We start from the raw sequence: 14,963 nt of genomic DNA on the forward strand, positions 1-14,963 counted from the left end.
TAGACAAGGTAGCGATTGCCGCTTACGCTGATGCCATCAGTTAGCAACGCTAGATTTTGGAGCAAGACAATGACGCGTACTCGCCTCGCCACCGCCCTCGTCCTGATCGGCGTCGCCTTCATCCTGTACATCGGACTCGGTTACGTCCTCACACCGCATTCCATGGCCCCCGGCTTCGGGCTTCCGGCCTGGCCGCAGGGAGAGTCGTCGGCCTTCATGACGCTGAAGGGAGTCCGCGATATCAGCTCCGGCGTGGTGCTGCTCGCACTGCTGCTCACGCGGCAGCGCTTCGCCCTCGGCGTCGCGATGCTCGCCACCGCGGTGACGCCGATCGGCGACATGCTCACGGTGCTGAACAACCACGGCTCGGTGACCACTGCGCTGAGTGTGCACGGTCTGACCGCCGCCCTGGTCGCCGCGACCGGTGTGCTGCTCATCCGCGAGCGGTCGGCCGCGACGGCGTCCCGGAACACCGTCGCAGCAGCGCCGGCCACAGCCGTCCCGCAGTAGTCAGCGGTACGAGTGCTCGACCTTCTTCCGGCAACTACGACAAGGCCGCCCGTGCCAGTGCACGGACGGCCTTGTCGATTCACAGCACAGGTCGATGCACAGCACTGGCCGATGCGCAGTGCGGCGACGACGAGCGATCGCCGGACCTAGACGTCGGTGGAGAAGCGGATCCCGCCGTCGGGCAGATCCACGCCCGGCCAGATGCGGGCGCCGCGCAGCAGTTCGCAGCGGGCGCCGACGCTGGCGCCGTCACCGATCACCGCATCGCGGACCAGCGCCCGCGGACCGATGCGCGCACCGAATCCGATGATCGAGCGCTCCACGGTGGCACCGGCCTCGACCCGGGCGCCGTCGAACAGCACCGCACCGTCGAGTCGCGCACCGGCGCCGACCTCGGCGCCGCGCCCCACGACCGTGCCGCCGATCAGCAGCGCACCCGGCGCGACACCGGCACCGGGGTGGACCAGCGATTCCCCGCGCTGCCCCGGCAGCGCCGGCGAGGGCGCGATCCCCCGCACCAGATCGGCGGACCCGCGCACGAAATCCTCGGGCGTCCCCATATCGCGCCAGTACGAGGCGTCGACATGGCCCTGGATGTGGGCGCCCTCGGCCAGCAGCGACGGGAACACCTCGCGCTCGACCGATACCGGGCGGCCGCTCGGGATCTTCTCGATGTACTCGCGGCGGAAGACGTAGCAACCGGCGTTGATCTGGTCGGTCGGCGGATCCTGGGTCTTCTCCAGGAAGGCGGTGACCCGGCCGGTCTCGTCGGTGGGCACGCATCCGAAGGCGCGCGGATCACCGACGCGGACAAGATGCAGGGTCACGTCGGCACGGGTCGAGGCGTGCATGTCGAGGACGGCCCCCAGATCGGCGCCGCCGAGGACGTCACCGTTGAAGACCATCACGTTGTCGGCGCGCAGCTTCGGCAGCACGTTGCGGATACCGCCGCCGGTGCCCAGCGGTTCGGTCTCGGTGACGTATTCGAGGTCGAGGCCGAGTTCGGCGCCGTCGCCGAAATGTTCCTCGAAGACCTCCGCCTTGAACGATGTGCCCAGCACCACATGGGTGATGCCGGCATCGGCGATCCGGGCCAGCAGGTGGTGCAGGAACGGCAGACCGGCGACCGGCAGCATCGGTTTCGGCGCCGAGAGCGTCAGCGGGCGCAGCCGGGTGCCCTGGCCACCGACCAGGATCACGGCGTCAGTTGCGGTGTCCACGCCCGCTCCCTCCCGAATTGTCCGGCATCAGTCTTCCCCTTTTTCAGGTTCGGTCCACGCGTTATCGCTGCGCTTCGCGGTCGCGCTCGCGCAGCGCAGATCGAACCGCAAGTTTGCAGCGAATCGCAAGTCCGGCCCGCAACGCCCATCGCAGCGGGGCCTGCCACCAGTGCGGATGGCGGTCGGCCTGGAAACGATAGGCGGAGGCGTGATGGGCGGGCAACATGGTCTCCGGATGCCGCCCGGCCGCGTGGCCTTTGGCATGGGTGACCTCGGCGGTCGGCACGAAGACGTTGTGCCAGCCGGCCTTGCCCATGCGGTCGCCGAAGTCGACATCCTCCATGTACATGAAGTAGCGCGAGTCGAAACCCTCGATACTGTCGAACGCGTCGCGCCGGACCAGCAGGCACGATCCCGACAACCAGCCGACGGTGCGCTCGGCGATCTCCTCGTTCTCCTGCCGGTACCGCCGCGTCCAGGGGTTACCCGGCCAGATAGTGCCGAGGATCGCGTGGCCGGCGCCGTCGAGCAGGCCGGGGACCCGCCGTGCGGAGGGATAGATGCTGCCGTCCGGCTCGTGGATCAGCGGCCCGAGCGCACCCGCGCGCGGCCAGCGCCGGGCAGCGGCCAGCAATTGATCGATGGAATCGGTGCCCCAGCGCACATCCGGATTGGCGATGATCACGTATTCGATATCGGGATCGAGTTCGGCGACCGCGCGGTTCACCGCGCCGCCGTAGCCGATGTTGCCGCCGGTGCGCAGCAGTGTGACGTGTTCGTTGGACTCCGCGGCAAGCTCGGGAGCGCCGTCGGTCGAGCCGTTGTCGGCGAGGATCACCTGCGGTTTCTCCGCGGTGGCGGTCGCGAGTGTGCTGATGAAGTGGTCGAGATGCTCGCCCGGCGAATAGGTTACGGTGACCACCGCCAGCTGAGGGGTACGGTCCGCGGAAGGGGCTGAATCCGAAGCGCTCACGGAAGGCCAGCCTAATGGGTGCGAGCCCGGAGTAGGCACCCGAGCACAACCACCCACAGGGCCTTATCAGGCTGACGGCCGGTGTGGCTGCTCACGCGCGCCGGCTCACCTGGCAACGATCACGGTTTCCCGCGGTCCGACAGGCGAGCCAGCGCATCGGCCAGAGCAGCCCGCCACTCCCGCAGCGGCGTGAGACCGGCCTGCGCCCATGCCCGATTCGACAGCACCGAATATGCCGGGCGCCGCGCGGGACTGGGGAAATCGGCGGTGCCGCAGGGCCGCACCCGCTCGGGATCGGCCCCCAGTTCGGCGAATACCGCCCGCGCCAGCCCGAAGCGGCTGACCGCGCCCGCGTTGCTCGCGTGCAGCACACCCGGAATCGGCTGCCGCGCGACGAGTTCCAGCAGCCCCCGCGCCAGATCGGGTGCGTAGGTGGGCGATCCGATCTGGTCGTCGACGACCGATATCGTCTCGCGTTCGGCCTCGAGCCGTCGCATCGTCGCCACGAAGTCGCCGCGGTCGCCGGTGTACACCCACGCGGTGCGCACGATCGTGGCCTGCGGATACTCGCCGAGCACGGCTTGCTCACCGGCCAGTTTGGTACGGCCGTACACACTTGCCGGGCCGGTCGGATGGTCCGGCTCGTACGGATCCGACGCGGTGCCGTCGAAGACGTAGTCGGTGGAGATGTGGATCAGTCGCGCGCCGGCCACGCGGCAGGCGGCCGCGAGCACCGCTGGCCCGGTGACGTTGCCGGCGTACGCCGCGTCGTGCTCGGACTCGGCGGCGTCGACGGCGGTGTAGGCGGCACAGTTGAGCACCACGTCGCCCGGACGAACGACGGCGCGCACGGCCTCGGCGTCGGTGATGTCGAGATCGGCACGACCCAGGGCGAGGGCCGCGGGCGCTTCCGTGCGCAGCGCCCGGCCGAGCTGTCCGCCGGCGCCGGTGACCACGAGCCGGGACTGGGAATCGGGACTCATCCGGCAAGTCTGGCACGCCACGCCAACAGCGGTTCAGCGGTGCGGGCGCACTGGTTGGATAGCCTCGAATCCGGGAACTCCCCGGTACGCCACCGGTATCGGAGGCGGTGGGCTACGCGGGCAGATTCTCGAACGGGGGTCGATCGAGCGTGGAAAAGGAATACGGAGTGCCGCAGAACAGAAGTGCGTCGTCGCCGCCCCGCGGCGCCGGAGCACCACTGCCCGGCGGCCGCGTCCCGCGAGCTCGCGGGATGCGCCCGAGTCCGAGTCCCGGGGTGAATCGTCCCGGGCGACTGCTCGCCGTGGCCGCCGCGGCCATCGTGTTCATCGTCACCGGCTTCGGCTGGCACAGCGTGGATTCGCTGATCTCCGGCATCGAGCGGATCGGCAACCTGGGCCTCGGCGGCGGCCACGACGGTGCGGTCGACATTCTGATGGTCGGTATCGACAGCCGCACCGACGCGCACGGCAATCCGCTCAGCGACCGGGAACGGGCGATGCTGCACGCCGGCGACGAGGTCGGCACCAACACCGACACCATCGTGCTGGTCCGGGTGCCCAACGACGGCCGGTCGGCGACCGCGATCTCGATACCCCGCGACTCCTATGTCGATATCCCCGGTATCGGCAAGGGCAAGATCAACTCCGCCTACGGCGCGACCAAGGAGAACGCGCGGCAGAAGTTCGCGGCGCAGGGCCTGTCGGATTCCCAGATCGAGCAGAAGTCCACCCAGGCCGGCCGGCAGGCACTCATCAAGTCGGTCGCCAATCTCACCGGAGTCACCGTCGACCACTACGCCGAGGTGGGCCTGCTCGGATTCGTGCTGCTCACCAATGCCGTCGGCGGCGTGGACGTCTGCTTGAACAACGCGGTGGACGAACCGCTCTCGGGTGCGGATTTCCCCGCCGGACAGCAACGGCTCGACGGGGCGCAGGCACTGAGTTTCGTGCGCCAGCGCCACGATCTGCCGCGCGGCGACCTGGATCGCATCGTGCGCCAGCAGGTGTTCATGGCCTCGCTGGTGAACAAGGCCCTCAACGCCCGAATCCTCGCCAATCCCGGAAAGTTGCGCGAACTCGCCGATGCCGTCGGGCGCACGATCGTGCTCGACGAGGACTGGGATGTGGTGGCGTTCATGCATCAGCTACAGGATCTGTCCGGTGGAAAGGTGAATTTCGAGACCGTTCCGGTGCAGGATCTCGACGGGACCACCGCCGACGGCGAATCGGTGGTGAAGGTCGACCCGAAATCGGTGAAGTCCTATGTCGCGGCGGCGGTCGGCGCCACCACCGACGATCACGAGGACGACCGGGCGGCGGCGCCGAGTTCGGTCACCGCCGACGTCTACAACGCCGGCAGTACCGGCGGTCTGGCCGGCCAGGTCGCACAGGCGCTGACCGGCAAGGGTTTTCACACCGGGTCCGTCGGGAACTGGCCGGGTGCGCCGGTACGCAGCAGCCGGGTGCTCGCCGCCTCGAGTTCCGATCCCAAGGCCAAGGCGGTCGCCGAGGCGCTCGGCGGCCTGACCGTGGTCGCCGAACAGGATGTGCCGGAGGGTGCGGTGCGGGTGGTGCTCGCCGATGACTACTCTGGTCCGGGCTCGGCGGCCGGCAGTCTGTTCGACATGTCCGGAACCTCGCCGGCCTCGGGCACCGCGACACCGGTGCCGCCCGCGCCTCCCATCGACGCCGGCCAGAACGGACCGAAATGCGTGAACTGAACGACACTCTCACCGATGCCCTGCTCGGCCCGATCCTCGCCCGCGACGCCGCGGCGCCGCGGATCACCCACTACGACGACAGCACCGGCGCCCGCATCGAACTGTCCGGGCTGACGCTGGCGAACTGGGCGGCCAAGACCGCCAATATGATTCGCGACGAATTCGGCCTCGCCCCGGGCGCTCGGGTGTCGGTGCTGCTGCCCGCGCACTGGCAGACCGCGGCCGTCCTGCTGGGCTGCTGGTGGGCGGGCACCGAGGTGGTGCTGCGACCGGACGCCGACGCCGAACTCGCGCTGGTCTCGGCCGCGCGCATCGACGAGGCCGGAGATATCGCCGAGGTGGCCGCCCTGTCGCTGGATCCGATGGGTATGCCGGTCGCCGATCTGCCGGTCGGCATCACCGACTACGCCACGTCGGTGCGTGGGCACGGGGACCAGTTCCATCCGGCGGGCGCGGGCGACGCCCTCGACGGCGCCACGGTCGCCGAGACCGTGGCAGCGGCCCGGGCCTCGGCCGAACGGCAGGGGTTCGGCGCGACCGACCGAGTGCTGTCGACCACCGACTGGGACACCACCGCCCACCTCATCGACGGACTGCTCGCGGTGTACGCGGCGGGAGCCTCGCTGGTGCAGGTGACCGCCCCCGATCCGGCTCGGCTCGAACACCGGATCGGCACCGAACGCGTCACCGCGCGCCGGTCCTGATCTCCTACCCGGGTAGGGCACGGCGATCCACCCGCAGTCCGTTTTCGGCACGCCCGCTACTCCGTAGTGTGGGTGTCAGGGAACCGGACGACGAACAGGGGATGGCGATGAAGCCGCAGTACTGGTTTCGGTGGTTGGTGGTACAGGGCACGCCGCGGCTGGCCTTGAAGACCTATGCCCGGCGGGGCGAGACGCTGGCGAAACTGATGTCGAGCCCCGAAGCGGTCCAGGATCCGATACCGCTGCTGGAATCCCTGCGCGCCCAGGGACGGCTGGTGCACTCCCCCCTGGGCTGGGCGACCACCGATTACGAGCTGGTCCGTACCGTCCTGCGCGACAACACCTTCAAGGTCGCGGCGGCCGAGGGTTTCGTCCCCGGACCGCTGCGGCCGCTGATGGATCTGGCGACGCTACCGCCCAATCCGGTGCAGCCGCCGTCGATGCTGGTGATCGATCCGCCCGATCACACCCGGATGCGTAAACCGGTGGCCTCGGCGTTCACCCCGCGCGCGATCGCCCGGCTGCGCGATCGCGTCGAATCGGTGACCACGGAACTGCTCGACGCCCTGCCCTCCGGCGGTTCGGCGGATCTGGTGGCCGACTTCGCCTCCCAGGTGCCGATCGCGATCATCTCCGAGATGCTGGGCTTCCCCGACGCCGACCGGGACCACTTCCTGGCCTGGGGTGACGCCGTCTCGCCGATGCTCGATATCGGCATCAGCTGGCGCACCACCCGCGACGCGTCGGCGGCCATCGTGGAGATGGACCACTACTTGGACGAGCACATCGCGCGGCTGCGCCGCGAACCGGGCGAGGACATCCTGTCCGGTCTGGTGAGTTCCGGCACGCTGGACGACACCGAATTGAAGGCCTCGGCGACGCTGCTGATGGGCGCCGGATTCGAGACCACGGTCAATCTGATCAGCAACGGCATCGTCCAGCTCGTGACCCATCGCGATCAGCTGGACCGGCTGCGTGAGGATCCGCAGCTGTGGCCCAACGCGATCGAGGAGATTCTGCGCTTCGACGCCCCGGTGCAGAACACCGGCCGCATCGCCGGGCGCGAAGTGGAGCTGGCCGGTATCACGGTGCACGAGGGCAGCACGGTGGTGTTGTCGCTGTCAGGCGCCAATCGCGATCCGAAGGTGTTCGCCGAACCCCACCGCTTCGACGTGACACGCGCCAACGCCAAGGATCACCTGACGTTCTCCAGCGGTATCCACGCCTGTCTGGGCGCCAGCCTGGCCCGGATGGAGGGCACCTACGCGCTGCGGTCGCTGTTCGAGCGTTTCCCGAATCTCGTGCTGGCCGGTCGCCCGCAGCGCCGCCCGCTGTTCACCCTGCACGGCTACAGCCGGCTGCCGGTGCTGCTCGGTCAGCGCGCCGAACAGCCCAGCAGCGTCTGATCCGGCTCAGCTGAAGCCGACCGCCTGGTCACCCCAGGCGGTGTGCAGATCGTGATCGGGATCGTCGAGGACCCGGTCCACGGCGTCGACGACCAATGTCGTGCGGGTGGATTCGCGGTACGGCGGCCAATGTTTCGAGCCGTCCAGCGCCGCGGGCACCCCGTGTTCGGCGAAGGCCAGCCAGCGCCGCATCATCCGGCCCGAGACCTCGCTCGCGACCTTGCGGCCGCCCAGCCAGAAGGTCGGATCGTGATCGAAGGACCCGAAATTGCCGAAGATGTACGGCAATTCGGTGGCGTGGCCGGCGCCGACGCGTGCGGCCTTCAGCATCGGCGTGGCCTGATCGAAGCGATACATCCAGGTGCGGCTGTGCCGGGAATGCGCGTCCGCGACCCAGTGCGCCGGCATCCGGAACGCCGCATCGGTCGACATCGCCAGCGCGCCGCGTGTCTTGGCCAGATCCGGGTAGGCGGAGGTGATCTCGGCGATGCGCTCGTGCGAGAGCCCGGGATGTTCTCCGGCGACGGCATTGAGCATCGCGTTCACCGCATCGGGGGTCACCGGCATGATCGGCGAGCGGAACAGGCGGAACAGCGACGCCTCGTCCTTGTTGGTGCCGATGATCAGCGGAACGCGATGCGAGCGGCCCTGCTGGAAACGGTCGGTCGGATAGGTGGGCAGCAGATCGCCGTCCACCACCGGCGCCGCGGCCAGGCGTCCCGGCGACTGCAGCGGCACCTCGTCGAGCAGGACGCCGGCCGCGTCCACGATCCGTTCGATCGGGCATTCCAGCAGTTCCCGGGCGCGTTCGGGCGGCAGGTCCATCAATTCCAGGAATCGGCTCGCCACCCCGGCGGCCCGGTCGGGACCGAAGACGGTGGTGGCCGGCGGACTCTGCGCGATGGCGCGGTGGAACAGGCCCGCGGCCCGCGGTGAGGTCAGCAGCGCCGTCACGCATCCCGCGCCGGAGGATTCGCCGAAGACGGTGACGTTACCCGGGTCACCACCGAAGGCGGCGGCATTGTCGCGCACCCATTCCAGTGCCGCGATCTGGTCGTGCAGGCCGAGATTGGCGACGAACCCGTCGCCCAGGGAGGACAGATCGAGGAATCCGAGCGCGCCGAGCCGATAGTTGACCGCGACGATCACCACGTCGCCCGTCTCGACCATCCGGCGGCCGTCGTAGATCGCCTGCGCGGCCGTGCCCAGACAGTAGGCGCCGCCGTGCAACCAGACCATCACCGGACGCGGCTGCACCGGTTCGGCGGCCGGTGCCCACACATTGACCCACAGGCAGTCCTCACCCATGCGCAGCCCCGAGTCCACGGGCACCATATCGCCCATGGTCTGCGGTGCGATCTCGCCGAATTCGGTGCAGTCACGCACTCCCGACCAGGCTTCGGGCGGTTCCGGCCGCGCGAACCGCTTCGGGCCCGCCGGCGCCGCGGCATACGGGATGCTGCGCCATACGTTGACGGATCCCGTCCGGAATCCGCGCACCGCACCGCTGGTCGTGTGGGCGACGGGTCCGGCAGTGTCCTCGACCGGAGTCGCCTCGAAGAATTGAGTGCTCATCTCGCACCTCCTCGTACTCCCTGTAACCGAGAGTACGTCCGAGATCATTCGTGCCGCGTCAGCCTCGATCGATGTGGCCGAGGTCGCGGTCGGGATCGATGCGGTCGCGCACGCGCTGTTTGAGCCCGGCGATATCCGGGAAGCCACCGTCGGCTCTGCGCTCCCAGATCTGCTCACCGTCGACGGTGATCCGGAACACTCCGCCGGTTCCGGGGATCAGCGCCACCTCGTCGAGGCCGGTGCCGAAGGTGTTCAGCAGCTCCTGAGCCATCCATCCGGCCCGCAGTAACCACCGGCATTGCGTGCAGTATTCGATCGCGATTCGTGCCATGCGGTGACCCTAGTGAGGGACCGGATTCCCGGTAGTCACCGCGCGGCTGTCCACGTTTGAGGCAACTCCTTCGCTATCTGTTCTAATCGGAAATGTATTTCCGTAATGGTAGTGGGCGAGCACTGGCGACTCTTTACGAGCCGATTACGATTCGATATCTCCATCGACGTAGACCCACTGACCGTCGACACGAGCAAATCTGCTGCACTCGGAAAGGACGCCGCGCCTGCCGTCGTATCGGTAGGTGGCGCGGAACTCGACCACACCGGCGTCGTCGAACAGGCCGCCCGCCTCGGTGCCGAAGACCTGCAGCGATATCCAGTGCTGCGCCGGATCCAGGACCAGCCGCCGCGGCCGGCTCCGTGGATGCCACGTCCGCAGCAGATAGTCGTGATCGCCGACGGCGAAGGCGGTATAGCGCGACCGCATCAGCGCTTCGGCGGTCGGCGCCGGGCGGGTGCCGTCCAAGCGCGGGCCACAGCACTGCCCGAACTGTTCGCCGCTGCCGCACGGACAGCGGCCGGTGTCGTCCGGACGCGCGGGAAAGGTGTCGGCCATCGCATGATTATCGCCGCCCGGAATTCACCTGTTCCGGCGACGGCCGAACACGGCGGGCACATCCGCTCGGTCGATGCGGTCGAGTTCCTCGGCCAGCCGGGCGGTTTCGTCGAACCAGTCGCGCAGTTCGTGCAGGGTCGGCGCGGGTTCGGAGTCGAGGTGATGGCCGGCCCGCGACAGCGTCGCCCACAGTCCGCCGACGCGGCCCGCGAGTTCGGGACCGGCGCAGCTGTCCAGCGCCAGCAGTTGAGCCCGCATACTGCACCGGGCCAGTGGCGGGGACACCCGCGCCCACAGCCCGTCCACCGACTGTTCCAGCGCGATCCGCAGGATCCACACCGTCGCCCGCGACCACAGGCCGCCCGCATCGGTGACCGTGCCGTCGAGCAGTTCCGCGGCCGCCGCCAAGCGCTGCGCCACGGTCGGCCTCACGGATTCAGCCATGTCACGAATCTCTTCGTCCCCGAGATCAGATCGCCCGAGCGGCGCTGGATGCGGATGTGCGCACCGGCCGTGGCATCGCGCACCACCGCGCGGGCCCACGGCGTCTCCCGGTCGAGATAGTCGTTCAGCTCGTCGACCCGGTCCGGCACCCCGAAGACCGCCAGGGCGACCGTCTCCCACGTGGTGCGCGCCCGATCGACACGGCGCTGCACCTCGCGATGGTCGACGCCGGCGGCCAGCAGGTCACGCCGGGCGCGGGCCAACGCGGCCGCCTCGATCGCCGATCGGCAGCAGGTGATGACCAGTTCGGTCGCGATCGCCTCGGGCAGCTGCCTGGTTCGCAGCAGGGCCCGCGCGTCACCGAGGTAGCGCTGCACCGGATCCTCGACCGCGCGCACCTCCACCCGCGAATGCTCGCGCCGCTGCACATCGAGAACCGTTGCGTCCAAACGTAATCGGCGCACGGCCTCGGCCAGCCGCTCGTCGTGGGTGAACACGATCACCTGGCGTCCGCTGCGGGCCACCGCGGCCAGCACCCGGGCGAGTCCGTCGACCTTCGCCGGATCCATCGCCTGGACCGGGTCGTCGATCATGACGAATCCGAACGGGCTTTCGGCCACGGTGGCTCGCGGCAGGAACAGTGCAAGCCCCAGCGCATGCAATTCGCCCTGACTCATCACTCCGAGAGCGGCGGCGCCGGAGTCGTCCACGGTGACGTCGAGCAGCACCTTGCGACTGGCTCCGGCGTTGCCCTGCAGCCGAATCGCGCCGAGATCCACATTGCTGCGCTGACGCAACCCGCCCCAGATGCGCCGGGCGTGCTCGGCCAGCGGGGCGAGCCGTTCGTCGCGCAGACCGGCGGCGGCCGACTTCAGCCAGTCCTCGGCGCGGCGGACGGTGCGCAACTCGGCATCGGCCGCGGCGACCAGCCGGGCCTCGTGCAGCCAGGTGGCGATGCGTGGGACCAGCGGCGTCCAGACCGCATCGATGCGATCGAGTTCCTTGTGCACGGCCCGCTGCAACACCTCCAGCCGCACCGCCAGTTCGGCGTGCGCGCCGCGCATCCGGGCCGCCAGGGTGGCGCCCGCGTCGACCTCGAGCAGGGCGGACCAGGTCGTCCAGGCTCGACGGGCGTCCGCGGGATCGATATTGGGCGCGGCGATGGTCGATTCCAGTTCCGGCGGAACGGGTTCGATCAGCGCCCGGGCCGCGGCGATCGCCTCACCCAGCGCGGCCCGGGCGGTGGTGAGCACCGCGGCGCGCCGCTCGACGGCCTCGATCCGGGCTGTCGCCTCGCGCTGCCATTGCGCGTCGAGACGGCCGTGGCCGCAGACCGGGCACAGACATTCGCCGTCCTCCGCGTGTGCGCGAGCGCCACGCAGCAGGTCGACGACGCGGAGTTCGGCGTCCAGATCTCCGGTCGCCAGCTCCAGCAGGTCGGCGGTGCCCCGCTCGACCGCCTCGGCGGCCGACTCGACCTGGGCCGAAGCCGGAATGCGCAGGCGTGCGACAGCCTGCAGTGCCGCGACACCGCCGGGGTCGTGGCGCGCGCCGGCGAGTTCGTGGGCGACCGCGGACAGGTCCGGGGCGGGCGCGCGCAACATGTCGGCGACGCGCTCGGCACGTTCGTCGGCGACGGTGAGCAATTCGTCCAGCAGGGCCTGCCGGCCGTCCCGGGACTGTTTCGCGGCGCGTTCCAATTCGATTCGGCGCGTGCGGGTCCGATCCAGTGCGGCGCTGACGTCGTCCAGCCCGAGCAGCCGGTGCAGGGCGTCGAACAGATCGCTGGGACGGCCGTCGACCACCGCGCCGAGTTCGCTGTAGGACAGGAACGGCCGATACAGCTCCAGGGCACGCGCCCAGTCCTCCGGGCGGAAGTCGGCACTGTCGCTGTCGTTTTCGCGCTCCGTCCAGCTGCCGGCCGACAGTTCGTCGCCCTCCGCCCACGTACGCGTGATCGTGAACGGGCCTCGCTCCTGTGCGACGAGGTCGACGGCGATCCGAGGAGGCTTGTCGCAGTGCATATTCCGCCAGCCGTCACGCCAGACCGCGGATCTGCCCTCCCAGCGCCGATTGACGCCGGTGAGTGCCAGTTCCGCGGCCTCGGCGAAACTCGACTTGCCCGACCCGTTGCGACCGACCACGAGCGTCAGACCGGGACCGGGCGCGATGCGCAGGACCGCCTCGCCGCCGATCCCGCGGAAGCCACGAACACGGATGGCGCTCAGGAACACTCCCGACCGCGGCCCGGCATCGCTCTGCTCGGCGGACTCCCCCAACGCCGCCAGCACCGTCTGCGCTACCTCGGGGCTCACCGCCGGATCCGCCTGCAGCCGTGCCGAAACCAGCTCACGCAGGCGCGGCGCGGCCTCCCCCTGCTCTTGCCCCACTGCCCCTCCCGGCCCTCGCGCACGACTCGTCGTGGCGAACGCTACCGGAGAACCGGCCCGGGCGGGACGCATGGCCATCGAACGGTCGAACCGCCCGATGTCCACCCCTCGGCCGTCCCGGCCGGGCAGTTCCACGGGTTACACCCCTCACGGGTGGCTCGGTTCAACCGAACAGATCAGAATGCCAGAGATCACGATCAACCACAACAGTGCTTGATTCTGCAATCACATTCCGCGCCAGGGTAATTCGATCGCAACCGACGAGCGAACCCGGCCGCTGTCATTCGGCCGACGGCCCGGAGGACCGGCCGCGCGATCTTGTCGGTGGGCTCGGGTACAAATCCGGGGTACCGAACGAACGGGGGAACACGTGACGACCTCTCCGGCCGCGACCTACGCCGTCACCGCCGACAATGTGCTGGCCCTGGCGCCCGACACCGCCTCGGTGAGCGCCGCCCGCAAGCTCACCTCCGCGTGGTTGGACACCGGCACCCACGGCAGTGCGCTGTGGGGGCGGTGCAAGGGCAGCGGCGCCACGCCGTACCAGACGATCGTCGACCTGTCGGGCCCCGCCTACCGCTGTTCGTGCCCCAGCCGGAAATTTCCCTGCAAACATGCGCTGTCGCTACTGCTGCTCTGGTCGCAGGGCACGGTCGCGGCGGCCGACGCGCCCGCCGACTTCGCCGCCGAATGGCTGGCGGGCCGGGCCGCGCGGACCGCGAAACCGGCCGAGCCGGCGGTCCGCGGTACGAAACAGGCGACGCTCGATCAACGCCGAGCGCGGGTCACCACCGGGCTCGACGATCTCGACGTCTGGCTCGGCGATCAGATCCGCACCGGCCTGGCGCAGGCCGACCATTCCGTCGCGGCGCTGGAGGCGGTGGCCGCCCGGATGGTCGACTCCCAAGCGCCGGGGGTGGCGGCAGCCCTGCGGCAACTGCCGCGCCGCATGCTCGGCGTCGAACAGTGGCCCGCGATTCTGCTCAGCGAATACGCCCGATTGCATCTGCTCATCGGCGCCCACCGGCGGCTCGACGACCTGCCGCCCGCGCTGGCCGCCGGGGTGCGCGCCCATATCGGCTATCCCGCCAAGGCCGAGGAGGTCCGTGGCGGCGAGCCCGCGGTCCGCGACCGGTGGATGGTGCTGGGCGTGCGCATCACCGAGGAGGAGCGAGTGTTCACCCGGCGCACTCTGCTGCGCGGGCGGGCCACCCAACGCTGGGCGCATGTGCTCGACCACAGCTTCGGCAGTGCGAGTTTCCCGGGCGAGCTGCCGATTCCCGGCACCATGGTCGAGGCGGACCTGCACTTCTATCCGGGGGCGATGCCGCTGCGCGCGGTCTGGGGCGGACGCCACGGCGAACCCGAACCATTCACCACCATCGTGTCGGGATCGGCGTCCATAGCCGGCCAACTCGAGGCCCACGCGCGGGCGCTGGGCGCCGACCCGTGGCTGCGGGGATGGCCGATGCTACTGGCGGATGTGGTCCCGAGCCCGGGTTCGGCCGGCTGGTTTCTCGCCGAACCGGACGGCACGGCGCTACCGCTCGCCGCGACCGTCGAAGTGCCGTGGCAGTTGATCGGCTTGTCGGGTGGTCATCCGGTGACGGTGGTCGGTGAGTGGACCGCGGCCGGATTGATCCCCGTCTGCGCGCTGGTGGCCGGCGAACTCGTCGGAGTCGAGACGGAAGCACTGACGGACGTGCCGACCCCCGGCACGGCGGTCCCGGCATCGTCGGAGACGGTGGTGCCGGTCGCGCTGCTGGGCACCGCCCGCCGCACCCTCGATCCCGGCACACTGCCCGATGCGGTGACCGCGGCCGCTCGCGCCGACACTCCGGAACACGCCGTGCTGGGTGCGGTAGCGCTGCAGGAGCTGTACCACCGCGGCGGGGTACGACCGGCCCGGACCGAGCTGCTCGCCCCGGCCGCCGACGACAATCGCGACCGGTTGCCGCGGGCGGCGGCGCAGCGGTTGCGGCATCTGCTGGCGGACGGCTCGCCGATGCTCGCGGAATGGTTCGAGGCGGCACTGCCCGGCGATCCGCGCGCGCCCGACGCACTCTGCGCCACACTGCTCGAGACCGCGAGAAGCCAAGCCGCCCTGCGAAGTCCGTTGCTGCGCCTGGCGGGCGCCCGGGGACGCTG

General features: G+C 69.9%; 13 protein-coding genes. 5 read left to right on the forward strand and 8 right to left on the reverse strand.

The genetic code is table 11. The features are described 5' to 3' along the window. The first annotated feature begins 69 nt into the window (after nt 1–69). A complete protein-coding gene (locus tag ON23_RS21480) occupies nt 70–510 on the forward strand; it encodes a DUF4267 domain-containing protein (RefSeq protein ID WP_039780338.1) in 441 nt (146 codons plus the stop codon). A 146-nt stretch (nt 511–656) separates the two neighbouring features. Here the strand turns inward: ON23_RS21480 and manB are convergent, their stop codons facing one another. The 3 genes from manB to rfbD form a co-directional block, all read right to left on the reverse strand. Next, nucleotides 657–1,730: a mannose-1-phosphate guanylyltransferase gene (manB, locus tag ON23_RS21485; RefSeq protein WP_039780339.1), complete on the reverse strand. Its 1,074-nt coding sequence runs from the start codon at nt 1,728–1,730 to the stop codon at nt 657–659. A gap of 61 nt (nt 1,731–1,791) precedes the next feature. After that, nucleotides 1,792–2,703, reverse strand: coding sequence for a glycosyltransferase family 2 protein (locus ON23_RS21490; RefSeq protein ID WP_051043015.1), 912 nt, complete (start codon nt 2,701–2,703; stop codon nt 1,792–1,794). Between the two features lie 119 nt (nt 2,704–2,822). Continuing rightward, entirely contained in the window at nt 2,823–3,686 is an 864-nt protein-coding gene (rfbD, locus tag ON23_RS21495) for a dTDP-4-dehydrorhamnose reductase (protein WP_039780340.1), read from the reverse strand. Nucleotides 3,687–3,937: 251 nt separating this feature from the next. Here rfbD and ON23_RS21500 point away from each other — a divergent pair, with 251 nt between their 5' ends. The 3 genes from ON23_RS21500 to ON23_RS21510 all read left to right on the forward strand — a co-directional run bounded on the left by ON23_RS21500 (nt 3,938) and on the right by ON23_RS21510 (nt 7,517). After that, nucleotides 3,938–5,407, forward strand: a complete 1,470-nt coding sequence (locus ON23_RS21500; protein WP_051043017.1) for an LCP family protein — start codon at nt 3,938–3,940, stop codon at nt 5,405–5,407. Beyond that, complete coding sequence (locus ON23_RS21505) at nt 5,395–6,111, forward strand: TIGR03089 family protein (protein ID WP_039780369.1); 717 nt, start codon at nt 5,395–5,397, stop codon at nt 6,109–6,111. The genes ON23_RS21500 and ON23_RS21505 overlap by 13 nt, the downstream gene beginning before the upstream one ends. Nucleotides 6,112–6,218: 107 nt before the next feature. Beyond that, nucleotides 6,219–7,517, forward strand: coding sequence for a cytochrome P450 (locus ON23_RS21510; protein WP_039780371.1), 1,299 nt, complete (start codon nt 6,219–6,221; stop codon nt 7,515–7,517). Nucleotides 7,518–7,523: 6 nt separating this feature from the next. Here ON23_RS21510 and ON23_RS21515 read toward each other — a convergent pair whose 3' ends face one another. The 5 genes from ON23_RS21515 to ON23_RS21535 form a co-directional block, all read right to left on the reverse strand. Then, the gene (locus ON23_RS21515) at nt 7,524–9,092 is read right to left on the reverse strand and encodes a carboxylesterase/lipase family protein (protein WP_039780341.1); all 1,569 of its coding nucleotides are present in this window, start codon (nt 9,090–9,092) and stop codon (nt 7,524–7,526) included. A gap of 58 nt (nt 9,093–9,150) precedes the next feature. Continuing rightward, nucleotides 9,151–9,423, reverse strand: coding sequence for an Rdx family protein (locus ON23_RS21520; RefSeq protein WP_039780342.1), 273 nt, complete (start codon nt 9,421–9,423; stop codon nt 9,151–9,153). 144 nt (nt 9,424–9,567) lie between these two features. Further along, nucleotides 9,568–9,981 carry a YchJ family protein gene (locus ON23_RS21525; RefSeq protein ID WP_039780343.1) on the reverse strand — a complete coding sequence of 138 codons (414 nt, stop codon included), beginning with the start codon at nt 9,979–9,981 and terminating at the stop codon, nt 9,568–9,570. Nucleotides 9,982–10,005: 24 nt separating this feature from the next. After that, nucleotides 10,006–10,425, reverse strand: a complete 420-nt coding sequence (locus ON23_RS21530; RefSeq protein WP_039780344.1) for a hypothetical protein — start codon at nt 10,423–10,425, stop codon at nt 10,006–10,008. Next, nucleotides 10,410–12,815, reverse strand: a complete 2,406-nt coding sequence (locus ON23_RS21535; protein ID WP_039780345.1) for an AAA family ATPase — start codon at nt 12,813–12,815, stop codon at nt 10,410–10,412. The genes ON23_RS21530 and ON23_RS21535 overlap by 16 nt, the downstream gene beginning before the upstream one ends. 370 nt (nt 12,816–13,185) lie before the next feature. On the opposite strand from ON23_RS21535, the gene ON23_RS21540 reads away from it, so the two are divergent. Beyond that, nucleotides 13,186–14,963, forward strand: a 1,778-nt coding sequence (locus ON23_RS21540) for an SWIM zinc finger family protein (protein WP_167331879.1), incomplete at its 3' end; no start/stop codon positions are given.

Origin of the sequence: Nocardia cerradoensis NBRC 101014, assembly GCF_000308535.1 — a bacterium.
GTDB lineage: Bacteria > Actinomycetota > Actinomycetes > Mycobacteriales > Mycobacteriaceae > Nocardia > Nocardia cerradoensis.

Coding starts and splice junctions, on each gene's coding strand:
- ON23_RS21480 (WP_039780338.1), top strand. CDS start 70: ATGACGCGTACTCGCCTCGCCACCGCCCTCGTCCTGATCGGCGTCGCC.
- rfbD (WP_039780340.1), bottom strand. CDS start 3,686: ATGAGTCCCGATTCCCAGTCCCGGCTCGTGGTCACCGGCGCCGGCGGA.
- ON23_RS21500 (WP_051043017.1), top strand. CDS start 3,938: ATGCGCCCGAGTCCGAGTCCCGGGGTGAATCGTCCCGGGCGACTGCTC.
- ON23_RS21505 (WP_039780369.1), top strand. CDS start 5,395: ATGCGTGAACTGAACGACACTCTCACCGATGCCCTGCTCGGCCCGATC.
- ON23_RS21510 (WP_039780371.1), top strand. CDS start 6,219: ATGAAGCCGCAGTACTGGTTTCGGTGGTTGGTGGTACAGGGCACGCCG.
- ON23_RS21515 (WP_039780341.1), bottom strand. CDS start 9,092: ATGAGCACTCAATTCTTCGAGGCGACTCCGGTCGAGGACACTGCCGGA.
- ON23_RS21520 (WP_039780342.1), bottom strand. CDS start 9,423: ATGGCACGAATCGCGATCGAATACTGCACGCAATGCCGGTGGTTACTG.
- ON23_RS21525 (WP_039780343.1), bottom strand. CDS start 9,981: ATGGCCGACACCTTTCCCGCGCGTCCGGACGACACCGGCCGCTGTCCG.
- ON23_RS21530 (WP_039780344.1), bottom strand. CDS start 10,425: ATGGCTGAATCCGTGAGGCCGACCGTGGCGCAGCGCTTGGCGGCGGCC.